This window comes from Nocardia sp. NPDC058114 (assembly GCF_042884695.1).
Lineage (GTDB): Bacteria > Actinomycetota > Actinomycetes > Mycobacteriales > Mycobacteriaceae > Nocardia.
Genome location: NZ_JBHVTK010000007.1, coordinates 108,866 through 134,143, shown reverse-complemented (window position 1 = coordinate 134,143; position 25,278 = coordinate 108,866). Strand labels below are relative to the sequence as shown.

24 protein-coding genes are annotated in these 25,278 nt (G+C 67.9%); 17 read left to right on the top strand and 7 right to left on the bottom strand.

The annotated features are described in order from the left end of the window. The first annotated feature begins 2 nt into the window (after positions 1 to 2). Entirely contained in the window at positions 3 to 1,217 is a 1,215-nt protein-coding gene (locus ACFVVI_RS24940) for an acyl-CoA dehydrogenase family protein (RefSeq protein ID WP_378651825.1), read from the top strand. 185 nt (positions 1,218 to 1,402) lie between these two features. Then, positions 1,403 to 2,416, top strand: a complete 1,014-nt coding sequence (locus ACFVVI_RS24935; protein WP_378991373.1) for a TIGR03617 family F420-dependent LLM class oxidoreductase — start codon at positions 1,403 to 1,405, stop codon at positions 2,414 to 2,416. Positions 2,417 to 2,438: 22 nt separating this feature from the next. On the opposite strand, the gene ACFVVI_RS24930 is transcribed toward ACFVVI_RS24935, so the two are convergent. Further along, positions 2,439 to 3,401 carry a DUF5996 family protein gene (locus tag ACFVVI_RS24930; RefSeq protein WP_387447105.1) on the bottom strand — a complete coding sequence of 321 codons (963 nt, stop codon included), beginning with the start codon at positions 3,399 to 3,401 and terminating at the stop codon, positions 2,439 to 2,441. A gap of 223 nt (positions 3,402 to 3,624) precedes the next feature. On the opposite strand from ACFVVI_RS24930, the gene ACFVVI_RS24925 reads away from it, so the two are divergent. The 11 genes from ACFVVI_RS24925 (at position 3,625) to ACFVVI_RS24875 (ending at position 14,703) form a co-directional block, all read left to right on the top strand. Beyond that, on the top strand, positions 3,625 to 4,608 hold the full coding sequence (locus ACFVVI_RS24925) for a diiron oxygenase (protein WP_378991371.1): 984 nt from the start codon (positions 3,625 to 3,627) through the stop codon (positions 4,606 to 4,608). 77 nt (positions 4,609 to 4,685) lie between these two features. Then, positions 4,686 to 4,988 carry a type II toxin-antitoxin system prevent-host-death family antitoxin gene (locus ACFVVI_RS24920; RefSeq protein WP_266292300.1) on the top strand — a complete coding sequence of 101 codons (303 nt, stop codon included), beginning with the start codon at positions 4,686 to 4,688 and terminating at the stop codon, positions 4,986 to 4,988. Next, on the top strand, positions 4,985 to 5,362 hold the full coding sequence (locus tag ACFVVI_RS24915) for a hypothetical protein (protein ID WP_378632914.1): 378 nt from the start codon (positions 4,985 to 4,987) through the stop codon (positions 5,360 to 5,362). The genes ACFVVI_RS24920 and ACFVVI_RS24915 overlap by 4 nt, the downstream gene beginning before the upstream one ends. A gap of 165 nt (positions 5,363 to 5,527) precedes the next feature. Next, positions 5,528 to 6,160 carry a hypothetical protein gene (locus tag ACFVVI_RS24910; RefSeq protein WP_387447104.1) on the top strand — a complete coding sequence of 211 codons (633 nt, stop codon included), beginning with the start codon at positions 5,528 to 5,530 and terminating at the stop codon, positions 6,158 to 6,160. A gap of 98 nt (positions 6,161 to 6,258) precedes the next feature. Beyond that, positions 6,259 to 6,753 (top strand): helix-turn-helix transcriptional regulator, encoded by a 495-nt coding sequence (locus ACFVVI_RS24905; protein WP_101468527.1) that lies wholly within the window; start codon positions 6,259 to 6,261, stop codon positions 6,751 to 6,753. A gap of 101 nt (positions 6,754 to 6,854) precedes the next feature. Continuing rightward, complete coding sequence (locus ACFVVI_RS24900) at positions 6,855 to 8,483, top strand: acyl-CoA synthetase (RefSeq protein WP_387447103.1); 1,629 nt, start codon at positions 6,855 to 6,857, stop codon at positions 8,481 to 8,483. 126 nt (positions 8,484 to 8,609) lie between these two features. After that, a complete protein-coding gene (locus ACFVVI_RS24895) occupies positions 8,610 to 10,268 on the top strand; it encodes an acyl-CoA synthetase (RefSeq protein ID WP_378991368.1) in 1,659 nt (552 codons plus the stop codon). A 66-nt stretch (positions 10,269 to 10,334) separates the two neighbouring features. Beyond that, positions 10,335 to 10,895, top strand: a complete 561-nt coding sequence (locus ACFVVI_RS24890; RefSeq protein ID WP_387447101.1) for a hypothetical protein — start codon at positions 10,335 to 10,337, stop codon at positions 10,893 to 10,895. 295 nt (positions 10,896 to 11,190) lie between these two features. Further along, positions 11,191 to 12,651 carry a PepSY-associated TM helix domain-containing protein gene (locus tag ACFVVI_RS24885; RefSeq protein ID WP_378991366.1) on the top strand — a complete coding sequence of 487 codons (1,461 nt, stop codon included), beginning with the start codon at positions 11,191 to 11,193 and terminating at the stop codon, positions 12,649 to 12,651. Between the two features lie 65 nt (positions 12,652 to 12,716). Next, positions 12,717 to 13,049, top strand: coding sequence for a hypothetical protein (locus ACFVVI_RS24880; RefSeq protein ID WP_378632903.1), 333 nt, complete (start codon positions 12,717 to 12,719; stop codon positions 13,047 to 13,049). Between the two features lie 70 nt (positions 13,050 to 13,119). Continuing rightward, positions 13,120 to 14,703, top strand: coding sequence for an alkaline phosphatase D family protein (locus ACFVVI_RS24875; protein ID WP_387447099.1), 1,584 nt, complete (start codon positions 13,120 to 13,122; stop codon positions 14,701 to 14,703). A gap of 102 nt (positions 14,704 to 14,805) precedes the next feature. Here the strand turns inward: ACFVVI_RS24875 and ACFVVI_RS24870 are convergent, their stop codons facing one another. The 3 genes from ACFVVI_RS24870 to galK form a co-directional block, all read right to left on the bottom strand. Next, positions 14,806 to 15,054 carry a hypothetical protein gene (locus ACFVVI_RS24870; protein WP_378991363.1) on the bottom strand — a complete coding sequence of 83 codons (249 nt, stop codon included), beginning with the start codon at positions 15,052 to 15,054 and terminating at the stop codon, positions 14,806 to 14,808. Positions 15,055 to 15,066: 12 nt separating this feature from the next. Next, entirely contained in the window at positions 15,067 to 16,785 is a 1,719-nt protein-coding gene (locus tag ACFVVI_RS24865) for a sodium:solute symporter family protein (RefSeq protein WP_378991362.1), read from the bottom strand. Positions 16,786 to 16,939: 154 nt separating this feature from the next. Further along, positions 16,940 to 18,046, bottom strand: a complete 1,107-nt coding sequence (gene galK, locus ACFVVI_RS24860) for a galactokinase (RefSeq protein WP_387447098.1) — start codon at positions 18,044 to 18,046, stop codon at positions 16,940 to 16,942. 292 nt (positions 18,047 to 18,338) lie between these two features. Between galK and ACFVVI_RS24855 the strand changes: the two genes are divergently transcribed. After that, positions 18,339 to 19,844, top strand: a complete 1,506-nt coding sequence (locus tag ACFVVI_RS24855) for a diguanylate cyclase (RefSeq protein WP_387447097.1) — start codon at positions 18,339 to 18,341, stop codon at positions 19,842 to 19,844. 1 nt (position 19,845) lies between these two features. On the opposite strand, the gene ACFVVI_RS24850 is transcribed toward ACFVVI_RS24855, so the two are convergent. Next, positions 19,846 to 20,598 (bottom strand): DUF6319 family protein, encoded by a 753-nt coding sequence (locus ACFVVI_RS24850; protein WP_378991358.1) that lies wholly within the window; start codon positions 20,596 to 20,598, stop codon positions 19,846 to 19,848. 134 nt (positions 20,599 to 20,732) lie between these two features. Continuing rightward, positions 20,733 to 21,908, bottom strand: a complete 1,176-nt coding sequence (locus ACFVVI_RS24845; protein ID WP_378991357.1) for an alpha-hydroxy-acid oxidizing protein — start codon at positions 21,906 to 21,908, stop codon at positions 20,733 to 20,735. Positions 21,909 to 21,988: 80 nt separating this feature from the next. On the opposite strand from ACFVVI_RS24845, the gene ACFVVI_RS24840 reads away from it, so the two are divergent. Then, positions 21,989 to 22,213, top strand: a complete 225-nt coding sequence (locus tag ACFVVI_RS24840) for a hypothetical protein (protein ID WP_378632882.1) — start codon at positions 21,989 to 21,991, stop codon at positions 22,211 to 22,213. A gap of 3 nt (positions 22,214 to 22,216) precedes the next feature. Here the strand turns inward: ACFVVI_RS24840 and ACFVVI_RS24835 are convergent, their stop codons facing one another. Then, complete coding sequence (locus ACFVVI_RS24835; protein ID WP_387447095.1) at positions 22,217 to 23,035, bottom strand: amino acid-binding protein; 819 nt, start codon at positions 23,033 to 23,035, stop codon at positions 22,217 to 22,219. 262 nt (positions 23,036 to 23,297) lie between these two features. Between ACFVVI_RS24835 and ACFVVI_RS24830 the strand changes: the two genes are divergently transcribed. Together ACFVVI_RS24830 and ACFVVI_RS24825 are read left to right on the top strand one after the other, a co-directional pair. Further along, a complete protein-coding gene (locus tag ACFVVI_RS24830) occupies positions 23,298 to 24,065 on the top strand; it encodes a DeoR/GlpR family DNA-binding transcription regulator (protein ID WP_387447094.1) in 768 nt (255 codons plus the stop codon). After that, positions 24,062 to 25,051 (top strand): 1-phosphofructokinase family hexose kinase, encoded by a 990-nt coding sequence (locus ACFVVI_RS24825; RefSeq protein WP_387447092.1) that lies wholly within the window; start codon positions 24,062 to 24,064, stop codon positions 25,049 to 25,051. Before ACFVVI_RS24830 ends, ACFVVI_RS24825 begins: the two co-directional genes overlap by 4 nt. Positions 25,052 to 25,278 lie beyond the last annotated feature (227 nt).

Genomic DNA, 25,278 nt, shown 5'->3' with positions numbered 1-25,278 from the left:
TCATGATCAATCTCGAACTCCCCAAGAAGCTGAAGGCGAGCGCCAACCAGGCCCACCAGGTCGCCTCGCAGATCTTCCGTCCCATTTCCCGCAAGTACGACCTCGCCGAGCACGAGTACCCGGTCGAGCTCGACACGATGGCCGCCATGATCGAAGGGCTCGCCGACTCCGGCACCCAGAAGATCGGTGGCGCCGCGGGCGGCCGTAACGACGAGGCCGCCGCGGACCTGACCGCGAATGCCAACGGCGGCAACATGTCCGCGCTGCTCAACGCCCTCGAGACCTCGTGGGGCGATGTCGGCCTGATGCTCACCATCCCCTACCAGGGACTGGGCAACGCCGCGATCGCCGCCGTCGCGACCGACGAGCAGCTCTCGCGTTTCGGCAAGGTGTGGGCCGCGATGGCGATCACCGAGCCGTCCTTCGGTTCCGACTCCGCCGCCGTCACCACCACCGCCACCCTCGACGGTGACGAGTGGGTCCTCAACGGCGAGAAGATCTTCGTCACCTGCGGTGAGCGCGCCACCCACATCGTGGTGTGGGCCTCGGTCGACAAGAGCCTGGGTCGCGCCGCCATCAAGTCCTTCGTCGTCCCCCGCGACGCTCCGGGTCTGTCGGTGGCGCGGCTCGAGCACAAGCTCGGCATCAAGGCCTCCGACACCGCGGTGCTGCTGCTGCAGGACTGCCGCATCCCCGCCGACAACATCCTCGGTTCGCCGGAAGTCAACGTGGAGAAGGGCTTTGCCGGGGTCATGCAGACCTTCGACAACACCCGCCCCCTTGTGGCGGCCATGGCCGTGGGCGTCACCCGCGCCGCGCTCGAGGAACTGCGTACCGTCCTCACCGAGGCGGGTGTCGAGATCTCCTACGACACCCCCGCGATGAACCAGTCCGCGGCGGCCGCCGAGTTCCTGCGCATGGAAGCCGACTACGAATCGGCCTACCTGCTCTCCCTGCGCGCCGCCTGGATGGCCGACAACAAGAAGCCGAACTCCCTCGAGGCCTCGATGTCCAAGGCCAAGGCGGGCCGCACCGGCACCGACGTCACCCTCAAGGCGGTGGAGCTGGCCGGCACCATCGGCTACTCCCAGCGCACTCTGCTCGAGAAGTGGGCCCGCGACTCGAAGATCTTGGACATCTTCGAAGGCACCCAGCAGATCCAGCAGCTGATCGTGGCTCGCCGCGTGCTCGGAAAGACCAGCTCCGAACTGAAGTGAGCTGGTAGACAACGAAATCCGGTGCGAGTCGTTCCGACTCGCATCGGTTTTTCGTTTCCCGGAGCAGGCCGGCGTTTGCCGGATCGGCCCGGATGGGTTCTGCGCGGCGTTACGGTGATGGTCGAATTGTTCCGCGCTGTCACGAACATCGCTGGACTGCACACGACGGTGATGGGACGCGCGTCTTGAAGATCGACACCACGCTGACCGGCGGGCTCGCCACGATGGGCAAGGATGCCGCCGCCGCGGAGGCCGCGGGGTACGCGGGCATCTGGACGTTCGAAGGCGCGCACGACCCGTTTCTGCCGCTGTTGCTCGCCGCCGAGCACACCGAGCGGGTCGAGCTCGGTACCTCGATCGCGGTGGCGTTCGCCCGCAATCCGCTGTTGCTCGCCACCATCGCCTGGGATCTGCAGGCCTTCTCCCGTGGCCGGTTCGTACTCGGTCTCGGGAGCCAGATCCGCGCGCACATCACCCGGCGCTACTCGATGCCGTGGAGCCGACCGGCCGACCGGATGCGCGACATGGTGCTGGCGGTGCGTGCCATCTGGGCGAGCTGGGAGCAGGGCGGGCGGCTCGATTACCAGGGCGAGTTCTATCAGCACACCCTGATGCCGCCACTGTTTCGCCCCGCGGCCGACGAGGTGGCCGGGTTCGGACCGCCGCCGATCTATCTCGCGGGGGTGGGCCCGGGCATGACCGCGGTGGCGGGCGAGGTCGCCGACGGATTCATGTCGCACCCGTTCTGCACGCCGAGGTTTCTGCGCGAGGTGACCCTGCCCGCCCTGGCGCACGGCGCGGCGCGCGCACGGAAACCCGTGGACGACATCGTGATCCACCATTCGGCGATGGTCGCGACAGGCAGATCCGCGAGCGAGCTCGCCGCGGCCAGGCAGGCCGTCCGAAAGCAGCTGGCGTTCTACGGATCGACACCGGCCTACTGGCCGATTCTCCAGTTGCACGATCGGGCCGAACTCGGACCCCGCCTGAAAGCGATGTCCAAGAACGGGGAATGGGATCGGATGGCCGACCTCGTCGACGACGATTTCCTCGATGCCGTCGCGATCACAGCCACCGACCCCGCCCGCGCGGCGGCGCAACTGCACGAGCGCTACGACGGAATCGTCGAACGGCTCGGGTTCAACACGCCCTATCGGGTCGACCCCGCGCTGCTGACAGAGCTGTTGCGGGAGATGTGATGTCGTGCGGGATGCCGACGGGTCAGAGCGCCGTCGTGTCGTCGACGTGGAGTCGGCGGTCGAGGCGGTGGGGATCGACGTCGAGCAGCGGTCGATCCCAGTGGGCCAGGTCGGCCGCGGAAGCGTAGGTGGTGTCGAGGAAGTGCAGGAGGGTGGCGTCGGGGTCGGGGGAATTGCGGACCATGTCGTACGGGAGGACGAATTCGCCGAGGGTGGTGTCCCACTGGGCGCCGTCGGGGCCCGCGGGACGAGCGGAGTAACCGTCCGGAGCCGGGTAGGAATAGGCGTAGAAGGTGCCTTCGGTGCCACCGGGCCAGAAGCCCGCGCTCGCGCATTCGCGGGAGTAGGCCTCCTCCATCACCCAATCGGCGCAGTTGGGGGCACCGCCGGGGTGCAGGGGCGCGGGGCGGCCGGAGAAGCGGGTGCAGGCCAGGTCGAAGGAACCCCAGAAGAATTGCACCGGACTGGATTTCCCGGCGAAACCGGCGCGCCAGAGCTGGAATACTCGCTCGATCTGGACGAGCTGTTGCCAGAACAGGTGGACGGCGTCGGCGTCATAGGAGTGGTGGGTGGTGTCCTCGGCGAAGGGGATGGCCGGGTCGACCTCATTGGGTGAGGCTTCGATATCGACCACGATGTCCAGCCGGCCGAGCACATGGCCGAGTTCGGCGTAGAAGTCGGCGACCGTGCGCGGTCGCAGGGCGATCGTGGCGCGGCGGGCGTCGCTGCTGCGCAGGACGAGTTCGTGGTCGACGAAGTCGAATTCGATGTCGAGCAGGCGGCCGTCGACGGAAATCGCACCGGTCGTCATCCCGCGCGCGCTGACCGCGAACGTGATATTCCACCAGTGGTTCACCAGCGGAGTGCCCGCCATTGTCAGCTTGCCGATGATCTGTGACCACATGTGCAGGGTGTCGCGCGTGTCGGACCAGGAGTCGACGCGTAGGGCCGGCCATACGGCCTTGGCGGGAGTCGAACGTGCCATCGGGATCCTCGCTCTCTCGGTGCGCGACCCCGTGGGCCCCGCCCGTTCACAGCCAGGTGCGCTGGCTGATTGGTCAACCGTTCGGCGTGTCCTGCGACGTTTCATCGTACGTCGGCGCTGGTAGATCGCGCCGCAAGGACGAATCCGACCATCAGAGGGGTTGTGTGGGACTCTGAGTCTCATATAACGTAGGAGTCGCGCCACACCGAAGGAGACACCGCTGATGCTGTCGACAATCAAGAACACCGCCACCGATCCCGAGTACCACGAGATCCTGCGCAACCTGTCCGAAGGTTCGGTCAACCGGCACTTCGACCCCTACGTCGACATCGACTGGGAATCCCCCGAGTTCGCCGTGCACAGCGACGACCCGCGCTGGATCATGCCCGAAGAGGACCCGCTGGGCCGTCACCCCTGGTACAAGGCCCAGCCGATCGAGAAGCAGATCGCCATCGGCATGTGGCGCCAGGCCGGCATCGCCAAGGTGGGCCTGGATTTCGAGCAGCTGCTGATCCGCGGGCTGATGCAGTACCTGGTGTCGGTCCCCAACGGCGACCCGGAATTCCGGTACATCACCCACGAGGCTGCCGAAGAGTGCAACCACACGATGATGTTCCAGGAGATGATCAACCGCATCGGCTACCGCGATGTGATCGGCATGGGCACCATCGATCGCAAGCTGACGATGGCCATCTGGCCCGCGGTGAAGTACTTCCCCGAACTGTTCTTCACGATGATCCTCGGCGGCGAGGAGCCGATCGATCACCTGCAGAAGTCGCTGCTGCGCGCCGGCGTCGATCTGCATCCGATGGTGCAGCGGGTGATGCAGATCCACGTGGCCGAGGAAGCCCGGCACATCTCCTTCGCCCACGAATACCTGCGCCGCAACGTGCCCGGCATGAACCCGATCACGAAATCGGTGCTCTCCGTGGCCTTCCCGATCGCCATGCGGGTGATGCTCGACATGATCATGACCCCGCCCAAGGAATTCGTCGAGAAGTTCGACATTCCGGCGGAGGTCATGCGCGACGCCTACTGGGGCAGCGAGGAATCGCAGACCACGATGCGCAATATCTTCGGCGATGTGCGTGCCCTCGCCACCAACAGCGGCCTGATGAACCCGGTCGCCAAGCTGACCTGGCGCCTACTCGGCATCGACGGCCCGGTGACCCGCTACCGCAGCGAACCGGCCCGCAAGGTCGCCTGAGCGATCAGGTGAGCACGACGTCCCACCGGAACACCGTTCGGCCATAGTCAACTGTACACAGCGATGTACAGTTGACTATGGCCGATTACGACAGTGTGCCGCTGACCGAGTTACGTGGTCAGCTGGGTAGTGTTTTCGACGGGGTGTCCGCGAGCGGACGGCCCGTGATCGTGACGCGGGAGGGGAAAGAATTGGTCGCGGTGGTACCCGCTGAGGTGTTGCGGCACGGGGCACTGCCCCCCGCGTACTTCAACGATGACCTGCGGGAGCAGATCCTGGGCAAGCTCGACGCCAGGATCACCCAGCATTCGGCGGAAGACATCGCCGAGGCGGAAGCCAAACTGAGCAAGCTGATGGGCGCGCTGGACAGCCGCCAGTGAGCGTCGCCGACCACACCGCGCTCACCTCGCTTGCCCTGTCACCGCTGTTCGGGCAGGTGATCATGCGCCAGTTCACCCAGCAGCGCCGAATCCTGGTGGTGCCCACCGTGAGTCTGATGGCCGCGATGCGCGCCGTGGACAACATCGATGAACTCGGGCGCCTGCTCGACAATCGCGTCGCCGTGCGCTGGGCCGAACTCGACGCCCCGACCGCGATCCGCATCGGCACCACGGTGCCGATCGTCGACGACCATCTCGACTGGCCACTGATCGCGCCCGTGGTGTTCACCGCGCAGAATCTGGACATGCCGGTCCTCACCGCCAAACCCGAGCTCTATCGCGGCTACAAAGTGGAGATCGCGAACATGCCGTAACCAACCCTCGAGGTCCTGAACTCGGCTTTCCCCGGGGTAGTGACAGATCCCACATCGGCTGTCGGTACCGTGCACAGGTGGTCGGCGGCTGATAGCCCGACCGACCCGCACAGCGGACGAATTACCAGGGAAAGCAGTACCAGGAACACTCGAGGAGAGCTGGTTATGCATCATCTGAGTTTCATGCGTCGCTTCACCACCGCGGTAGCCGCCACCTCGGCCGCCGTCGCCATCGTCTTCGCGGGCCCCGCGGTCGCGGAACCGACGACACAGACTGTCGATGTGGCCGCGGCCGTTTCGCAGCTGCGCACGTCGGTGGCGAACAATCCGGGCGCACTCGCCGCCCTCGACAAGCTCGCCGCCGACGGCACGGTCGATGTCGCGCTGCCTGCACAGCCGTTCCAGATCCCGGCGACCTCCGATATCGGCCAGAACGGCGGCGGGTCCGGGGTGTACGGCTCCGGCATCGCCCTCGATATCGACGGCTTCCGCCTCGGCTTCTTCGGCGGGCCCGGCACCATCTCGCCCAACCAGGGCAACGCCAAGCTCGAGGTCATGTGGCTGAATCTGTCCAGCGGGCAGAGCGGCACCGCGGTCCTGAACGAACACCAGGACGTGCCGGTCGACACCACCATCCGCACCGCGGCGCTGAACACCGGCGCCGGGCTGGTCGTGGCGGCGGTGTACGGCAACCTGTGGCACCGCTGGCCGGTGCCGGTCGACGAGGCGCACCCGGACGGGTTCGCTTACCAGCTCGGCACCATCCAGCAGCCCTCGTTCGGTGCTGTCACGCGCTGACGTTCGTCCACTGCGCACCCCGGGTCCACCGGATCCGGGGTGTGCTGTCGTTTCGATGAAGCAGCGCAACAGCTTCGGTGTGGCGTAGGTTGACCGGCGTGGAGGATCTGGTCGACCGACTCGAAGAACTGGAACGCCGTGTTGCCGCGCTGGAGAGCGCGCAGCCCGAGCACGCGCAGCTGCCGTGGGCGGTGGCGCGCCTGCGGCAGGAATTCGCCGATGCCGGGAAACGCACAGGCGGGGTGCTGCTGGCGGGCGCGTTGCAACTGCCCACCGGTGAGCGCTTCGATTGGCAGGCCCAGTACCCCACCGATGCCATCGTCGGTGATGTCTGGACCATCGAAGCCGCCAATTGCCTTGCCGCGCTGGCCGATCCGGTCCGGCTGCGACTACTTCAGGAAATCGTCTACGGGCGCAGAACCGCCGCCGATCTCGCCGCCATCGCGGAACTGGGCACCTCACCCGAGATCTACCAGCACTTGCGCCAGCTGGCCGCCGTCGGCTGGTTGCAGACCGCGGGATTGGGCCGTTTCGAGGTGCCGGAAGGCAGGCTTGTCCCGCTCCTCGCGGTGCTGGCGGCGGCCCAGCGCTGATCTTGTGGAGATGTCCCAAATGCCCGGTTAGACTACTGTGATGCACAGCACATCGACTGCTACGGTGAGCGTCGAGTGATCCAAGCTGCGGAGGTAGTCGAGTGAACCTGTCACATCTGCTCGAAAGCGTGAAGGCGATCGGTGTACTGCGCGCGCGCGGAGTCTCCGATCCCAAAACACCGCTCGAGACCCTGCGGACGATGAAGGAATCCAAGATCTACGGCCCGCAGGCCACCCTCGTGCGCCATTCGGCCCGCGTCGCCCCCGCCCAGGTGGCCCTCGTGGACGAGCGCGGTGAGCTGACCTATCGCGAGCTCGACGAGCAGTCCACCGCCATCGCCCGCGGGTTACGCGAAGCGGGCATCGGCGAGGGCACGGTCATCGCCGTGCTGGCCCGCGATCACCGCGGCCTGATCATGTCGATGATCGCGGCGGGCAAGCTGGGCGCGCGCATCGCGCTGATGAACACCGGCTTCGCCAAACCACAGTTCGCGGAGGTCTGCGAACGCGAGAACGTGCGCGCGGTGCTGCACGACAGCGAGTTCCTCGGCCTGCTCGACGCACTGCCCGCCGACCTGCCGCGCTACCTCACCTGGGTCGACGAAGGCACCGAACTCCCGGCGGGCGCCACGACATTCGACGACCTCATCGCGAACAACTCCACCGAGGATCTGCCCGCGCCGAGCAAGCCGGGCGGCTTCATCATCCTCACCAGTGGCACCACCGGCCTGCCCAAGGGCGCACCGCGCACCAAGGTCACGCCGATGGCGACTGCGCAGTTCGTCGACCGCGTACCGTTCCCGAAGCGCGGTACAGCGATGATCGTGTCGCCGATCTTCCACAGCACGGGCCTGGGCACCTGGCTGGTCAACACGATCCTGTCGAACAAGATCGTCATGCGCCGCCGATTCGATGCCGAGGCCACCCTCGCCGCGATCGCCGAGCACAAGGTCGAGATGCTGGTGTGCGTGCCGACGATGCTGCACCGGATGACCGAGCTGCCCGCCGACGTCCGCGCGAAATACGACCTGTCCTCACTGAAGGTCATCCTCTTCGCCGGCTCCGCGCTCACCCCGGAGCTGTGCATCAAGGCCACCGAGGCCTTCGGACCGGTGCTCTACAACCTCTACGGGTCGACCGAGGTCGCCATCGCGACCATCGCGAACCCGGCCGAGCTGGCGGAAGCGCCGGGCACGGTCGGCCGTTCGCCGATCACCTGCGAGGTCCGCCTCTACGACGACGAGGATCAGCAGGTCAAGACGCCGGGCGCGCGTGGCCGGATCTTCGTGCGCAGTGGCGCGCCGTTCGAGGGCTACACCGACGGCAGGCACAAGCAGATCATCGACGGCTTCATGTCCAGCGGCGACATGGGCCATTTCACCGACACCGGGCTGCTCATGGTCGACGGCCGCGATGACGACATGATCGTCTCCGGCGGCGAGAACGTGTACCCGCAGGAAGTCGAGAACCTGCTGGTCGAGCGGCCCGAGATCTTCGACGTGGCGGTGATCGGCGTCGACGATCCGGAGTTCGGAAAACGCCTGCGCGCCTTCGTCGTCCTGGAAGAAGGTCACACCCTCGACGCCGCCGAACTCCAGGCGCACGTCAAGGCGAATCTGGCCAGGTTCAAGGTGCCGCGCGAGGTGATCTTCCTCGACGAACTGCCCCGCAACGCCACCGGCAAGATCGTGCGCCGCACCCTCATCGACTATGAGGTCTCACAGGGATAGGCCCTGGCTACTACGGAGTAGACAGCGCGGCCGGATCGCTTGCTAGTGTTAGCGACAGCACTGGATCTCGAAGACGCGGTCCGGCCTGCGGTTCTGCGTGGGCTCGGTCTGCCGGAAGGCTGTTCGATGTCTCTGTCTCTGCCCGCGCTAGGTACTACCGCCCGACGTGCCGGTGACTTCGCGCTCGGCGTCAAGGTCATGGTCGATCGCAAGCTGTTCAATCCGCTGCGCCTCGACCACGCTGCCCGTTCGTTCCGCAATGTCTCGAAGTTCGGCCCGTTCGCCGGCGTCGTCATGCACGCCGCGCAGAGCAGGCCGCAGGCGGGCGCGATCGTCGACGAGCTGGGCGAGATCACCTTCGGCGAACTCGACGCACAGTCCAACGCCTTCGCCCGCGGCCTGCGCGCCAGTGGGATCAGCGAGGGCGACGTGATCGCGGTGCTGGCCCGTGACCATCGCGGCATGGTGTTGAGCCTGCTCGCGGCGGGCAAGCTCGGTGTGCGCGCGGTGCTCATGAACACCGGGTTCGCCAAGCCGCAGTTCGCTGATGTCGCCGCCCGCGAGAAGGTCAAGGCGGTGCTGCACGACAGCGAGTTCCTCGACCTGATGAGCGCCATCCCCACCGAGATCCCGCGGGTGCTCACCTGGGTCGACGAAGCGCACGGGGCCGACCCGTCGATCCCGACCGTGGCCTCGCTGTCGGCAGACCGTTCGACCGCCGCGATCACCGCACCGAGCAAGCCCGGCGGCATGGTGATCCTGACCAGCGGCACCACCGGCACCCCCAAGGGCGCACCGCGCGACAAGGTGAGCCCGTTCGCGTCGGCGCAGTTCGTGGATCGGGTGCCGCTGCCCAACAACGGCACCATGATCATGGCGGCGCCGATCTTCCACGGCACCGGCCTGTCGCAGTTCACCCTCGGGCTCGCCCTGGGAAACCGGGTCATCTTCCAGCAGCGCCGGTTCGACCCGGAGCAGACGCTCGCCAATGTGGTGAAGTACCAGGCGGATTCGCTGGTCGTGGTGCCGACGATGCTGCAGCGCATCCTCGATCTGGACGAGCAGGTGCTGGCGAAGTACGACCCGTCGACGATGAAGGTCATCTTCGCCGCGGGCTCGGCGATCGCCCCCGACGTGGTGACCCGCACCCTCGACTACTTCGGCGACTCGCTCTACAACCTCTACGGCTCCACCGAATGCGCGGTGATGACCGTGGCCACCCCGGAGGATCTGCGCAAGGCGCCGACCACGGCGGGCAAGGCACCGGTCGGCATCCGGATCGTGCTGCTCGACGAGAACCGCAAGCCGATCACCGCGCCGAATGTCACCGGAACGATCTTCGTGGACAACGGGTTCGCGTTCACCGGTTACACCGACGGCCGGACCAAGGAAATGGTCGACGGCATGATGTCGAGCGGTGACGTCGGCCATTTCGATGCCGACGGTCTGCTCTACATCGACGGCCGCGACGACGACATGATCGTCTCCGGCGGCGAGAACGTCTTCCCGCTGGAGGTGGAGAACCTCATCGCGGGCCGCGCCGATGTGTTCGAGGCCGCGGTGGTCGGCGTCGACGACCACGACTACGGCAAACGGCTGCGCGCGATCGTGGTGCCCGGCCCGGAGTCCAAGCGCGACGCCAAGGAGATCAAGGAATACGTCCGCGAGAACCTGGCCCGCTACAAGGTGCCGCGCGAGGTGATCTTCGTCGACGAGCTGCCGCGCAACGCGACGGGCAAGCTGCTGCGCAAGCCGCTGATCGAGATGCCGGTCGAGTCGGACTGAGAACGGCTGGACGTAGCCCGCTCTATCGCCGCCGAGCGGGCCTCGTCCGTCGACTATCATCAGCGCGTGATCATCGGGTTCGAGCAGGCGTCCGCGCCGTCGCGTGCGGTCGGCGCGCGGCTGCGTGGCGCCTGCGCGAGCTCGATGTCGGGCGCGCTGTCGTTGGCCGCGCACGGGCTGGCCGCCGGTGGGGCGCTGCCGGGCAGCACCGCGATCGTGTTGCTGGCGGCGGCCTCGGCGGTTGTCGGCGCACTGGTCGCCGGGATCGGACCACTGCGTCACGGTGCGCTGGGTTTGGCGGCGGTGCTGCTGGGTGGTCAGCTGGTCGGCCACACCACGATGAGCTGGTCGGGGCACTCGCACTCGGCTGACGATTCGCTCGGACTCGGCATGCTCACCGCCCACACCGTCGCCGCGCTGCTCGCGGCCGTCGTCATCGTCGGCGCCGAGGCCGCCTACCGGGTCGGCGGCGCTGTGCTGGCGCGCATCCTGCCGCTGCGCTACCGCACTCCCCGCATCCCCGACCCGGCGCCGTTGCGCCTGGCCCACCGCGACCGCGTCATCCTGCGAATCTTCGCCACGTCGTCGCTGCGAACCCGCGCTCCCCCGCTCGCTGTTCCTTTCTGACCTTTCCCTCACCCGGTGCACGGGCTCGTCGTGCGCTGTCCCCGTGTCGAACACGCGCCTCGTTGTCGCCTCCCGACGCTGACGTCACCCGTTCTCTCGACGTGAGCGTGGTGCTCGACGTACGCCGCCGGTCGGCCGTGTTCGTCCGGCTCCGCTCGGACGAAGACCGCGCCTGACGATCGGCAGGCTCCACGCCGCACCAGGTCGACGGCCTTCGCGCGCCGTCGTCGATGCGGGTGCCGAGCCGTGCCTTGTCCGCGCGCACCGGGTTCCAGTACTCCAGAAATGAATCAGCATGAGCATCACGGACACTCGTCCGGCCGAGGAGAACTCCCCCTCGGCACCACCGATCCCCGGTGACAGTCCACGTTCCGGCGCACGCCGGGGCTTACGCCTGTCTCCGCTGGCCCTGCGCCTGCACTTCTACGCGGGGTTCTTCGTCGCCCCGTTCATCCTGATCGCCGCGCTCACCGGCGCGCTGTACGCGATCGCGCCGACGATCGAAGGGTTCGTCTCGCGCGATCTGCTGCAGGTCGACACCACCGGGCCCGACCAGGCCCTGTCCGCCCAGGTCGGCGCGGCGGTCGCGGCGCGCCCCGACCTGGCTCTGGTCGCGGTCGCCCCCGCCCCGAACGAGGGCGACACCACGCGCGTGCTGTTCAACGATCCGGCGCTCGGCGATTCCGAGCGGCTGTCGGTGTTCGTCGACCCGCACACCGCCCAGCCGGTCGGCGAGTCCGTGGTCTACGGAAGTGGTGGCGCGCTGCCACTGCGCACCTGGCTCAGTGAGTTCCATCGCAGCCTGCACCTGGGCGAGCCCGGCAGGCTCTACAGCGAGCTGGCCGCGTCGTGGCTGTGGGTGATCGCGCTGTTCGGGCTGGTGCTGTGGGTGCACCGGGTGCGCAAGCGGCGCGACCGCAGGTCGGCGCAGTGGCTGCTCAAGCCGGATCTGTCCCAGACCAGGCGTCGAAAGATGAACTGGCACGGTGCGATCGGCGTCTGGATCCTGCCCGTGGTGCTGCTGCTCTCGGCCACCGGCATGACGTGGTCCACCTATGCCGGTGAGAACGTCACGACGCTGCGCGAAGAACTCAGCTGGACCACCCCCGCGGTGAGTGTGAAACTGCCGGGCACCGCCGGTCCCGCCCAGTCCTCGGGCGGCGACCACCACAGCGGGGGGCAGACCGGCCCGGCCCCGGTCGACCCCTCGGCGCGGATCGCGCAACTCGATCGCGTCTACGAGGTCGCTCGTGCCGAGGGCATCACCCAGGGCGCCGAAATCGCCATCCCGGCGACACCGGAGAAGGCGTTCGGCATCAAGGAACTGCGCCTGCCCGGCACCTACACCGTCGACTCGCTCGCCGTCGACGGCGCGACCGGCACGGTCACCGACCGGCTGGCGTTCGCCGACTGGCCGCTGATGGCCAAGCTCACCAACTGGGGCATCGCCTTCCACATGGGTCTGCTGTTCGGCCTGGTCAACCAGCTGCTGCTGCTCGCGATCATGGTCGGCCTCGTCACCGTGATCGTGCTCGGTTACCGCATGTGGTGGCAGCGTCGACCCACCCGCAGGACCGCTCTGCCCGTCCCGCCACGGCGTGGGGTGCTGCGCCGCACGTCGCCGTGGATCACCGTTCCGCTGGTCGGCGCGGCGGTCGCCGTCGGCTGGTTCCTCCCGCTCATCGGCGTGAGCTTGATCGTTTTCCTGCTCATCGATGTCGCATTGGGCCTGGCCGCTCGCGCGGACACGGTGTAACGCATGGCTAACTATCGAGGAAACATCCCATGTAACCCATGACCCTCGATGATCGGAGCTTGCCCATGAGAACCTCAGCTCGCGCAGTAGCGATGTGCTTGGCCGCTCCGGCCATCGCGGTCGCCTTGACCGGTGTCGCCGCGGGGACGGCCGCCGCTGATCCCGGCTGTCAGGGGTCGATGAACGGCCCGTGGGCGTTCAATGGTGGGTGTTACGGCGGCGAGGGCACCTACCGGCTCGAGGTCGACTGCATCGGCTACAACATCGCACCCTTCGCCGTCGGGCCGTACACGATCCGCCAGGACCTGCCGGTCGGCCAGGCGGGCACCGTGGCGTGCTTCGGTCCGAACTGGTCCAGCGCGGGGTGGGCCGTCGGCTCGCGGATCTTCCGGCTCTGACACCCGCATCGCGACGCCGAACCCGACACGATCGGTGGCTGGTTCGGATCCGCGGTGAAAGGATCAGCGGATGACGCTGTCTCGCCGACAACTCCTGCACGGCGGCATCGGCGGTTCGATCGCCGCTGTCGTGGGGGTATCCGCGGTGAGCAGTGCGCGGTTCGCCGCGCCACGGCGGCTCGGCGAACCGTTCTCGCTCGGGGTCGCGTCCGGCGAACCGACCCCGGACGGAGTGGTGCTGTGGACGCGACTCGCCCCCGATCCGCTCGCACCCGACGGGTACGGCGGGATGACGGTCGCCCCGGTGACCGTCGACTACGAGGTCGCCGAGGACGAACGATTCACGAAAGTCGTGGTCACCGGCTCAGCGGTGGCGACCCGCGAGCTCGGGCACAGTGTGCATCCCGAGGTCGCCGGGCTGGCGCCGGATCGGTGGTACTACTACCGGTTCCGGGCCGGTTCGGCGATCTCGCCGGTCGGGCGCACCCGCACCGCGCCCGCGCTCGACAGCCCGACCGCGCGGCTCCGGTTCGCCTTCGCGTCGTGCCAGTCGTGGAGTTCGGGGTACTACACCGCCTACGAACACCTCAGCGCCGAAGATCTCGACCTCGTCGTGCATCTCGGCGACTACATCTACGAATCCTCCTGGGTGCTGGCCCGCCACGGTGCGCACCTGCCGCCGCAACTCGCCGGCGAGGCAGTGGATCTGGCGGGCTACCGACTGCGCTATGCCCAGGCCAAAGGCGAAGCGCCGCTCCAGGCCGCGCACGCGGCGTTCCCCTGGCTGGTCACCCTCGACGATCACGAGCTCGACAACAACTGGGCCGGTGACAGTCCCGGCCTCGGCTTCGACGTGTACCGCCTCGCACCGCTGTTCCGCCGCCGCAAGGCCGCTGCGTTCCAGGCCATGTACGAGCATCAGCCGATGCGCTTGGCGCAGCTGCCCGCAGGCCCGTCGATGCACCTGCACCGCCGCTACCGGTTCGGCGATCTCGCCGAATTCACCATGATCGACACCAGGCAGTACCGCACCCAGCAGGCATGCGGTGACGGCTCGGCGGTCGTCGGATGCGCCGACCGTTTCGCCACCGACCGCACGATTCTCGGTGCGGCCCAACGTGACTGGCTCGTCGACGGCTTCGCCACCTCGCCCGCCCGCTGGCAGGTGCTCGGCAATCAGGTCGCCATGGCCCAGTCCGATTACGACCCCGGCCCCGACCTGCTGCTCGGCACGGATGCCTGGGACGGCTATGTCGCAGACCGCAATACGGTGCTGGCCGCAGCCACCGACCACGCGGTCGACAACCTGGTCGTGATCACCGGCGACCGCCACGAGAACTACGTCGCCGACCTACGCCGCGACTACGCCGATCCCGAATCACCGGTCGTGGCAACAGAATTCACCGGCACATCGATCAGCACCGGCAGCGACGGCGCGGATCTCACCGACGCGGGTCGTACGCTGCTGGCCGCCAACCCGGACCTGAAGTTCTACAACCGGCAACGCGGCTATGTTCGCGTCGACCTGGACCATCGCCAGTGGCGCAACGACTTCCGCGTGGTCCCCTACGTGAGCCGTCCGGGTGCCCCGATCAGCACGCGAGCGAGTTTCGTTGTCGAGGACGGGATCCCCGGCGCGGTCAGGTCAGCCTGAGGTTAGCTGCCCTTCGGCGGCACCGGTCAGCAACGCGCGCATCGTGTCGCCATAGCCTCGACGCTACCCGCGCCCCCGCACACCGACCCGGGCGCGCACGCGTCACGGATCCGGGGTGAATTCCTCCATCGTCATCGCCGCACCCTCGGGGACCTGGACCGGGCGTAGCAGCGCCCAGCCGATGAACACGACGGCGAACCCGATCATGCCGAGCCCCGCCCAGAGATTCACATCGATCCCGCCGGTCTTGACCTCCTGGGCCGCGCTGTCCTGCACCAGCGAGGTGATCACCAGGACGACGCCGTAGCTGCCGAGCAGCGCACCGACAATGGTGCGGATATCGAAAAGCATGGTGCTGACTCCTTATCCGACGATGATGTTGAGGGCGATCACCAGCACGAGGGCGATCCCGGCGAGCAGGGTCGGCCGCTGGTACCAGGGCAGCGAGTCGGCATCGGCGTCGGTGCGCATCGCCTTCGGTGTCTCGGAATACACCAAGCCGACCAGTTCGGCGGGCGGCTTCGGCCTCGTCACCAGGGTGACCGCGACGCTGACGGCGATGTCGACCACGAACGCGGCGCCCGCGGCGACGAAGCTGGCGCCCTGCCCGGACAGGTTCGTCACCCCGGTCTCGTTGAGCAGGAACACGAACACGGCGGCGAGCGTGCCACTGACCAGGCCGACCCAGCCCGCGGTCGGCGACATCCGCTTCCACAGCATGCCGAGGATGAACGTCGCGAACAGCGGTGCGTTGAAGAAACTGAACAGGGTCTGCAGGTAGTCCATCATGTTGCTGAACCCGCCCGCGATGAACGCGGTGAAGATCGCCGCCACCGTCGCACCGACCGTGGCCAACCTGCCGACCTTCAGGTAGTACCCGTCGGGACGACCCTTACGGACGTACTGCTGCCACAGATCGAAGCTGAACACGGTGTTGAACGCCGAGACATTGGCCGCCATTCCGGCCATGAACGCCGCCAGCAGACCCGCGAGCCCGACACCGAGAAGGCCGTTCGGCAGCACCTCTTTCATCAAGAACAACAGCGCCTGGTTGTAGGTGACATCGCCCTCGAAATCGGGATTCGCGGTGACCTGCTGCTTGTACTCGATCATCTGTGGCACCAGGACCGCGCTGATCATGCCGGGGATCACCACGATCAGCGGGATGAACATCTTCGGATAGGCGCCGATGATGGGGGTGCGCTGCGCGGCCGAGATCGAGTGAGTGGCCAAGGCACGCTGCACTTCTACGAAGTTGGTTGTCCAATACCCGAAGGAGAGAACGAATCCCAGACCGAACACGATGCCCATGATCGAGGCGAAGTTGTCGGTGAATCCGCTCATCGCGTTGCCCGGCCAGGTCTGCAACTGGTCGGCGCCACCCGGTGAGCCGGACACCTTGTCCTGCAAGCCGTCCCAGCCGCCGACACGGTGCAGGCCGACCAGGGTCAGCGGCAGCAGTGCGGCCACGATCACGAAGAACTGCAGCACCTCGTTGTAGATCGCGGCCGAGAGCCCGCCGAGGGTGACGTAGGACAGCACGATCACCGCGGCCACGACCACCGAGATCCACAGCGGCCAGCCCAGCAGCACATTCACGATGGTGCCGAGCAGATAGAGGTTCACCCCCGCGATCAGCACCTGGGCCACCGCGAAGCTCAACGCGTTCACCAGGTGCGCGCCGGTACCGAAGCGCCTGCGCATGAATTCCGGCACCGACCGCACCTTGGAGCCGTAGTAGAACGGCATCATCACCACACCGAGGAACAGCATCGCGGGCACGGCGCCGATCCAGAAGTAGTTGAAGGTGGGGAAGCCGTATTGGGCACCGTTGGCCGACATGCCCATGATCTCCACCGCGCCGAGATTGGCGGAGATGAACGCGAGACCGGTGACCCACGCGGGCAGCGAGCGCCCCGACAGGAAGAAGTCGATACTCGACGACACCCGGCGCCGGGCAATGAGGCCGATGCCGAGGACGAAGACGAAGTACAGGGCGACCAGCGCGTAGTCGACGGGGGCGGCGTCGAGCCGCAGTGTCGACGAGGCTTCTAGGGTGGCGGGCGAAAAGGCAAGCGGCACAGCGTGTCCCTCCTGACCTGGAGCCGGACGGCACACGAGCGTCGTTCACACGGCGCGGGTCGCGTCGTCCGTCGAACTGTTTCGGGTGCTTCCCACTGTGCGCGCCCGTCCTGCGCCGCACAGCGAAATCGCACAGAACAAAATGGACAACTGTTCACTCCAGTCTGCGCGCACCCGCGGCAGGCTCGACGGCGAAGACGCGGGGCGGGGCGAACCCAGTGGTAGCGAACCGGTTCATGATGTTCTCGGCCACCCGGTCGGCGTGCTCGACCAGGGCGATGATGCTGCCGCCGAAGCCACCGCCGACCATGCGCGCACCGTGTGCGCCCGCGTCGAGTGCCGCGTCGACCGCGAGATCCAGCGCGGGTGCGGAAACCTCGAAGTCCTCGCGCAGCGAGTGGTGCGAGGCCGTGAGCAGCGCACCGATCGACCGCGGGTCCGCACCGGCGCGCAGCCGGTCGACGACCGCGAGCACCCGCGCGTTCTCGGTGACCACGTGCCGCGCGCGACGCCGCAGCACTCGATCCCGTAAGCGTGGCAGGTCTTCGGAGGTGGCATCGCGCAGGGCGGACAGCTTCAGCGCGGCGGCGGCGGCTTCGCACTGGGCTCTCCGCTCGGCATATCCGCCGTCTGCCAGATCGTGCGGGTGGCCGGTGTCGGCGACGATCAACGCCAGCCCGGCAGCGGCGAGATCGAACGGAATCTGCTCGGCGGCAGCCGATTCCGAGGCGGTGAAGGCGCGGATGTCGAGGAACAGGGCGTGGCCCTCGGTACACAGGATCGAGGCGGACTGGTCGAGCAGGCCCGTCGGCACTCCGGCGAAGCTGTTCTCCGCCGCCCTGGCGATCTCGACCATGCGCCGATCGGTGAGCGCGGGCGCGAACAGGTCGCGCAGCGCGATCGTCACCGCGCAGCACAGGGCCGCCGACGAGGACAGGCCCGCGCCGATCGGCACCGCACCGTCGAGTTCGAGGTCCACCCCGCTGACGCGATGACCGCCGCGGATGAATTCGTTGACGACGCCGAGCGGATAGCGGGCCCAACCGGGCAGCCGATCCCGTTGTGCCGCAAGAGCATCTACGCCCACCTCGACGACCTCACCGGGCCGCTGCGCCGAGGTGAGCCGTACCAGCCCGTCACCGCGCGGTCCGGCCGCGCAGACGACGCCGAGCGGCAGGGCGATCGGCAAGACGAACCCGTCGTTGTAGTCGGTGTGCTCGCCGATGAGGTTCACCCGGCCCGGCGCGATCCACTTCTCCACCCGTACTTCCCTTCCGCTTCCTGCGACGATGTCATCACCGAACACCGCGGCGGGCAACTGTCGAGCACCGGGTGCCGAATCGGTATGCGGCAATGCTCTCAACGCATCGACAGCAGGGCCGTGGACGTGTCATGATCGACTGAGTTGTAAAGGTTTTGAGCGTCGGCACTGCCGGCTGGGGATCGTGCTCGGACAACAACACTCGGTGCTCTCGGCCGATACTTCGAGTGATTCACCGGCCTCACATTCGAATCGACGCTCGTCGCGTGCGCAGCAAGATCGAGGGGGGCTGATGACCATCAGCGAGACACGCTACGGGAGCCTGCGACGGTGCGCGGTATCGCTCGGCGCGGCGGGGGCCGTGCTGATCGCGCCGCTGGCGGGCGGCCGGGCGCTGCCGTTTCTGCTGCTCATCGTGATCGTCGCGGGATCGCTGGCGATGATCGGGTACGGCATGTACCGCCATCGGCCCGCGCACCGGCTGCCCTGGTACCTGCTGGCCGCGTCGGTGCCGCTGTTCGCCACGGGCACCGCGATACGCGCGCTCGGACTGCACCCGAGCTGGCACCCGGTCGACGATCTGTGTACGTTGGCGGCCTCGCTGTGCCTCGGCGTGGCCGCCGTCGGCTGGTTGCAGCCGCACCGACTGCGCAATGCCCGCGACCTCTGGCTGGACTCGACGCTCATCGGGCTCAGCGCGCTGCTGGCCTCGTGGACATTCCTGATCTCGCCGATCCTGCGGCACAGCACCGGGTTCGTCGATACCGCACTGGCCGCGAGCTATCCGCTGATCCACGCGCTGCTGGCTACCGTGCTCGCGCATTCGCTGGCGACGGTGGTCCGCTCGGAGACATCGCTGCGGTTGTTGCAGGCCGCATTGATCGCCGTACTCATCGGTGGGTTGATCGAAAGCCTCACTGCCGCAGGCACGATCGCGGTCGATCCCGAAGTCGCGCTGGTGCCGCAGCAGTGGGCGTACCTGCTGGCCGGGCTGGCCGCGGTGCAGCCGACGATGGGCGGGTTGCGCGACGCCGAGAGTGTGGGACCGCATCGATCGCGGCAACGGGCCGGGATGATCGCGGTGGCACTGGTGGCGGCCTCGCTGGTGAGTGTGGTCGGCGCCGACCTCGGCGTGGTCGACCGCGTGGTGATCTGCGCGCTGCTCACGTTGCTGTTGGCCGGTGTCCTGGTGCGCAGCGAACGCGCCATCGCGCGCAGCACACGCAGCGAACGCCGCGCCCAGTACCAGGCCGACCACGACCTGCTCACCGGGCTGTTCAACCGGGCCGCGCTGCTGCGCGCACCACACCGCTATCGCGATCAGTGGGCCGGAAAACCACTGTGTCTGCTGTTCATCGACCTCGACGGCTTCAAAATGGTGAACGACAGCTACGGTCACGCCGTCGGCGACGAACTCATCGCCAACGCCGCGTCCCGCATCCGCCGCACCACCGCCAGCGCCGACCTCACGGCCCGCTACGGCGGCGACGAATTCGTGGTCCTGGCACCACGCAGCCGCACCGAAGCCGCCGTGCTGGCCGAACACATCCTCGGCGCCTTCATCCGCCCCTTCGAACTGAGCTGCGGTGAAATCCCCATCACCGCCAGCATCGGCGTCGCCTGCCTGACCACCCGCCCCACCGAAACAACCATCTACGACCTGATCCGCACCGCCGACGCCGCCATGTATCACGCCAAGGAATACCGCCTCGGTCTCAGCTTCCACGACGAACTGAGAAAGCCGTCGACGCGGCGGCGCATCTCCGCCTCCCCGCGGATTCAGCGGGTGGCCCAGTAGGTCAGTCCCCCAACTCCTCCAACAGCTTCCGAGCCGCCTCCAGCTCGGCCTGCAACTGCGCGACCTTCGCCTGCTGAGCCCCCCGAGCAGCCTCCAGAATTCCGGCCACCACTTCCTCTACCTCGGGGTGCAGGATCTTCGCGGCCTGAGCGACGGCCGCACTGCTGACCGCCAACCCCTTCACACTGCGCTTCTTACCGTTGATCACATCGACAGTCCACTCACCGTCGGCGGTTCCGGTGAGGGTCACGGTCACCTCGGCCACCTTGGCCTTGCGCACCGCGGGAGCCTTCGCCGGCCGCGGCGCTGCCGGGGCGGGCTTGGGATCATCGGCTACCGGGGCGAGCGACCTCGGCGCGGGCGTAGCAGCGCTCGGCAGGGTCGACGGCTGGGTCACAGTGTTGTCCTTTCGGTTGCTCGGCGCGGGGGCACTGTCCGGGCGGGTCCGTGCGGATCCGCCCGGCGCTACGGTAGTCCCGCGGGCCGGCTTGGTCAGCGTCACCTCGCTCGGGCCGAACGAGAGCACATCTTTGGAACCGGTGGGCCGCACCTGCAGGAAGTCGCCCGCGGACGGATCGTCGAGCGCGACAACCTTGCCCGACTTCCCCTCGGCGACACCGACAGCGGCGGCGGTGAACCACACCATCGGCGGTTTGCCCTCGGCGAGCTCGCCTGCGATACGCGCGAGCTCGGCGTCGGATAGTACCGGCGGTGCTGATCGGCGGGATGCGGACTTGGTGCTCGGCGAGGACATCGTGGACTCCGGGGGTTGGTGCTACAGCGTGGTCTTCGCACCGATGATGCCGCACTGCACCGACAAGTTCTCCCCCGAGCCGCCCACACGGCCCGAAAGACCCTCCTGCGCGGGGTTTCCGGGCCGCGCCGGCATCAGCCGAGTGTGGCGTTGCCGCGCGTCGTCGGTCGGATGTTCTCGCGCACCGCGGCCACATCGCGATAGCCGTTGACCGCCATCAGCAGGTCCGCTTCGGCCGCGTAGCTGCGCAGCAGATGCACCAGGCCGCGCACTCCACCCAGTGCGAGCGCGTACACATACGGCCTGCCGAGCCCGACCATCGTCGCGCCGAGTCCGAGCGCCTTCACCACATCGGCGCCCGAGCGCACCCCGGAGTCGAACAGCACCGGCACCCGGTCGTCACAGGCGGCCACGACCGCGGGCAAGGTCTCCAGCGCACTCAGCCCGCCGTTGGCCTGGCGCCCACCGTGATTGGAGCAGTAGATGCCGTCGGCGCCGAAGTCGATCGCCTTGCGCGCGTCCTCGGGATGGGAGATGCCTTTGAGGATCAGCGGCAGATCGGTGATCGACCGCAGCCAGCCGAGGTCATCCCAGGTCAGCGAATTGCCGAAAGTCGCGATCCAGTGCAGGACAATCAGTTTGGGATCGTCGGAGCCGACCATCTGCTGGAAGACCGGGTCGCTGGTGTAGTTCTTCAGCACGTGTCCACGCAGCTGCGGGAAGTTCCCACTGGCCAGGTCGCGCGGACGCCAACCGGGCACCCAGGTGTCGAGGGTGACCGTGATCCCCGCGTACCCCGCGGCCTCGGCGCGGTGCACCAGGCTCTCGGCGAGCTCACGGTTCTTCGGCGTGTACAGCTGGAAGAACGAGGGCGTGTCGCCCGCGTGCGGGCGGACGTCCTCGAGCGGATCCTCCATCAGCGTCGAATACATCGCGGGCACACCGGTCTGCGCCGACGCCTCGGCCACCGCGATGTCACCGTGGCCCTTCTCTCCGACCAGACCGATCACCCCGACCGGGGCGAGGAACAGCGGGTTGGCGAAGGTGTGGCCGAAGGCGGTGACGGCGAGGTCGCGCTCGGTGGCGCCGACCAGCATTCGCGGCACCAGACCCCAATCGGCGAACGCTTCGGCGTTGCGCCGCTGCGTGAGCTCGTCGCCCGCCCCGCCTGCGATATAGTTCAGCAACGAATCCGGCAGTGCCGCAGTGGCTTTGCGCTCGAGTGTCGCGTAATCCATGGGAAATTCGGGCTGGATCCCACCGAGCGCGGCCAGGTAGATCTCGTTCTGATAGTCGGCGAACTGACTCATTGCTGCACTTTCGCACGCCGACCGGGGTTCACGGACCGCAGGGTGGATGTAAGGTGCGTCATACTCGAAAATACGAGATTGTGAGTGCCCCTGCCGTGACCGTCGTCGAACACTCGGCCGCGCCCGCCGACCCGGACGCTCTACTCGCCGACCTCTTCCATTGCGATGCCATCCGTCACCTGACCCGCCTCGCGCTCGGGCTGTCCCAGGATTCGATGGATCTGCTGACCTCGGTCACCGATCGTCTGCGGGCCGCCGAGGGCGCCCTACGCGATCCGCTCACCAGCGACCTCGGCTTCGACTGAACGTCACTGTCGCCGCGCGGTGAGCACCGCCAGATCGGCGAGCCGATGCGCGCGGGCGATCTCCGCGGGGGTGAACGGTTCGTCGGGGCGTACGAAACCCCAGCGACGATCGTCACGGTCCAGTTCCAGCAGCGTGCCCTCGCCCGGTTCGCTCACCTGGGGCGTACCGGGCGCGAGGTAGCGCGCGCCCAGCAGTTCGGCGACGGCCAAGGGTAATTCGTCCGGATCGCCGACGATGCGGGCGGCGATGGCCAGCGCCTTGGTCTGACCATCGATCAGCGACAGCACGGTCGCGGGCCAGACCCGCACTCCGGACCCTCCCGCGTATTCCGCGGCGGAGGTGATCGCGTGCGCGGTGACCTCGGCGGGCGCGGCGACGACGAGTTCGTCGAGGACGGCGTCCTCCAGCTGGTGCACGTGCACGGTGAGAATGTTGGCGTCGCGGTGGGCGAGATGTTTGGCCAGCGTCTCGAGCGCGCCGGGACGGTCGGCCAGGCGCACCCGGATCCGCCAGAGCGCGGGCGCGGAGTCGATGCGGTCGCGGTGCCGTAGTTCCGGGCTGTGCAGCCAGCCGCCGAGCATGCGCATCGCCGACGGCTCCACCACCCAGATCACCAGGATCGTGGTGGTGACCGTGAGCAGGGCGACGGTCAGCAGGTACGGCGGGTGCACATGGACGACCAACGCGTGCAGCGCCAGCTCCACCGGGAACACCGCCGCGAGTTTGGCCAGCGTGAGCCTGGTCCGGCCGGGATGCGGCAGTCTGCCGCATACCTCGCAGGCCAGGACCGTGACACGGGGTCGCACTGCGAATCGCCACATGGGGTCAGCGTCTCCGGCCTTCGTGTCGATCTTGGACGAGGTGCGTAACAGCGACGTGAAAGCGCGCGCCAAAGCTGTTGACCTGCACCGATTTCCGCAGTGATGTCGAGCACCCGCGCTGTTCGGGTGTGACTGCCGGCACCATTGCGTCGATAGCCGGAGGGCAACGGTTGTGACTCGGCTCACCAAAATCCATTGACAAACCCACATAAATGGGCATAAAACAACATAAATAAAGATTCACCGAGACCGGAGGAACTCCATGTACGCCGAGGAACGGCAGCAGGCGATCGCGACCCTGATCGGGCATCGCGGGCGCGTCTCCGTCGCCGAACTCGCCGACCAGTACGGGGTCACCACCGAAACCGTGCGCCGCGATCTGGCGGTGCTCGACCGACTCGGGGTGATCCGGCGGGTACACGGGGGCGCGGTCGGTTCCGGCGCGCTCACGACCTTCGAACCGGGCACCGCCGAGCGCGACAGCACGCGCGCCGCGGAGAAGGACCGGATCGCCGAACTCGCGCAGCGGTACCTGCCGCGAGCGGGCGGCAGCGTGCTGTTCGACGCGGGCACGACGACCGTGCGGGTGGCCGCGGCCATGCCGGCCGACCTCGACCTGGTCACCGTCACCAACTCGCTGCCGGTCGCCGCGCGCCTCACCGGCTTCACGGGTGTGCGGTTGCATCTGCTCGGTGGGCGGGTTCGCGGCGTCACCCAGGCCGCCGTCGGCGCCGAGACCTTGCGACTGCTCGGCGAACTGCGGGTCGACGTCGCATTTCTGGGCACCAACGCGCTGACCGTGCGACACGGGCTGTCCACCCCCGATCCGGAGGAAGCCGCCGTGAAACGCGCGATGATCGCCGCCGCCGACCGGGTCGTCGTGGTCGCCGACGCGAGCAAGATCGGGCGCGAGGACTTCGTGCGCTTCGGCAGTGCCGCCGAGGTCGACGTCCTGGTCACCGATACCGACATCCCGGCCACCGCACACGCGGAACTGGTCGCCGAAGGAATCGAGGTGGTGCTCGCATGATCGTCACGCTGACCGCGAACCCGAGTGTCGACCGCACGATCACCCTCACCGAGCCGTTGCGGCGCGGGCAGGTGCATCGCGCGGCGAGTGTCACGTCGCACCCCGGCGGCAAGGGAGTCAATGTCGCGCGGGTGGTGTCCGGGGGCGGGGCGGCGGTCACGGCGGTGCTGCCGGGGGCCGACGACGACCCCGTGCTGCACGGATTACGCACGGCGGGAATCGAATTCCGCGCGGTGCAGGTGACCGGTGGGCCGAGGGTGAATCTGACCATCGCCGAATCCGACGGCACCACGACCAAGATCAACGAGCCCGGCCGTCCCTTGACTGCGCGCGATCTGGCCGAGCTCACGGCGCTGCTCGTGGAGGTGGCCACGGGAGCCGAGTGGATCGTGCTGTCCGGATCACTACCGCCGGGCGTGCCCGTCGACTGGTACGCGCAGCTCGTCGCGACGTTGTCCACACCGTGCCCGTCGCCGAACAGAACGCGTGGCCCCCGCGTCGCCGTCGATACCTCCGATGCTCCGCTGCTCGCCCTGTTCGCCGAATCAGTCGGCGCCACACCGGATCTCATCAAACCCAACTCGGAAGAGCTGGCTCAGCTCACCGGTCTCGACGCCGTCGACCTCGAAAACCCCACAGCCGCGGCCGAAGCCGCCGTGAAACTGATCGACCGTGGCGTCGGCGCGGTGCTGGCAACCCTGGGCGCGGCGGGCGCAGTCCTGGTCACCGCCGAGGACGCGTGGTTCGCCGCCGCCCCGCCGATCGTCGCGCGCAGCACTGTCGGCGCGGGCGACTCGGCCCTGGCCGGCTACCTGCTCGCCGACCTCGCGGGCGAATCCCCCGCCGACCGCCTGCGCACCGCCGTCGCCTACGGCAGTGCCGCCACCGCGCTCCCCGGCACCGGACTACCCGGCCCCGCTGACATCGTCCTCGAAGCCGTCACCGCGCACCCACTCACCGCCGACCGACCATCGGCCCCGGCATGAACGTCCCCACGATCGGCGCCCGGCGCCTTCGCCCATCGCCGCACTCGAACCGCTGCGACTTGCGCGTTCGTCCGCCGCTGATCCGAGATCCGGCCGCAGACGGCGAACACCACCGCCACACGTCCATCACCCAGCGCTACCCCACCGGCCGACGCCGATAACCGCGCGGATCGACACCGCTGGACCCGACAAGCTCCTGCTCCACCCCCACTCCGGAAAGACACGAC

What these genes read in the sequence shown, in the direction of transcription:
- ACFVVI_RS24940 (WP_378651825.1), top strand. Translation starts at nt 3, where the DNA reads ATGATCAATCTCGAACTCCCCAAGAAGCTGAAGGCGAGCGCCAACCAG.
- ACFVVI_RS24930 (WP_387447105.1), bottom strand. Translation starts at nt 3,401, where the DNA reads ATGGCACGTTCGACTCCCGCCAAGGCCGTATGGCCGGCCCTACGCGTC.
- ACFVVI_RS24925 (WP_378991371.1), top strand. Translation starts at nt 3,625, where the DNA reads ATGCTGTCGACAATCAAGAACACCGCCACCGATCCCGAGTACCACGAG.
- ACFVVI_RS24920 (WP_266292300.1), top strand. Translation starts at nt 4,686, where the DNA reads ATGGCCGATTACGACAGTGTGCCGCTGACCGAGTTACGTGGTCAGCTG.
- ACFVVI_RS24910 (WP_387447104.1), top strand. Translation starts at nt 5,528, where the DNA reads ATGCATCATCTGAGTTTCATGCGTCGCTTCACCACCGCGGTAGCCGCC.
- ACFVVI_RS24895 (WP_378991368.1), top strand. Translation starts at nt 8,610, where the DNA reads ATGTCTCTGTCTCTGCCCGCGCTAGGTACTACCGCCCGACGTGCCGGT.
- ACFVVI_RS24885 (WP_378991366.1), top strand. Translation starts at nt 11,191, where the DNA reads ATGAGCATCACGGACACTCGTCCGGCCGAGGAGAACTCCCCCTCGGCA.
- ACFVVI_RS24880 (WP_378632903.1), top strand. Translation starts at nt 12,717, where the DNA reads ATGAGAACCTCAGCTCGCGCAGTAGCGATGTGCTTGGCCGCTCCGGCC.
- ACFVVI_RS24875 (WP_387447099.1), top strand. Translation starts at nt 13,120, where the DNA reads ATGACGCTGTCTCGCCGACAACTCCTGCACGGCGGCATCGGCGGTTCG.
- ACFVVI_RS24870 (WP_378991363.1), bottom strand. Translation starts at nt 15,054, where the DNA reads ATGCTTTTCGATATCCGCACCATTGTCGGTGCGCTGCTCGGCAGCTAC.
- ACFVVI_RS24855 (WP_387447097.1), top strand. Translation starts at nt 18,339, where the DNA reads ATGACCATCAGCGAGACACGCTACGGGAGCCTGCGACGGTGCGCGGTA.
- ACFVVI_RS24850 (WP_378991358.1), bottom strand. Translation starts at nt 20,598, where the DNA reads ATGTCCTCGCCGAGCACCAAGTCCGCATCCCGCCGATCAGCACCGCCG.
- ACFVVI_RS24845 (WP_378991357.1), bottom strand. Translation starts at nt 21,908, where the DNA reads ATGAGTCAGTTCGCCGACTATCAGAACGAGATCTACCTGGCCGCGCTC.
- ACFVVI_RS24835 (WP_387447095.1), bottom strand. Translation starts at nt 23,035, where the DNA reads ATGTGGCGATTCGCAGTGCGACCCCGTGTCACGGTCCTGGCCTGCGAG.
- ACFVVI_RS24830 (WP_387447094.1), top strand. Translation starts at nt 23,298, where the DNA reads ATGTACGCCGAGGAACGGCAGCAGGCGATCGCGACCCTGATCGGGCAT.
- ACFVVI_RS24825 (WP_387447092.1), top strand. Translation starts at nt 24,062, where the DNA reads ATGATCGTCACGCTGACCGCGAACCCGAGTGTCGACCGCACGATCACC.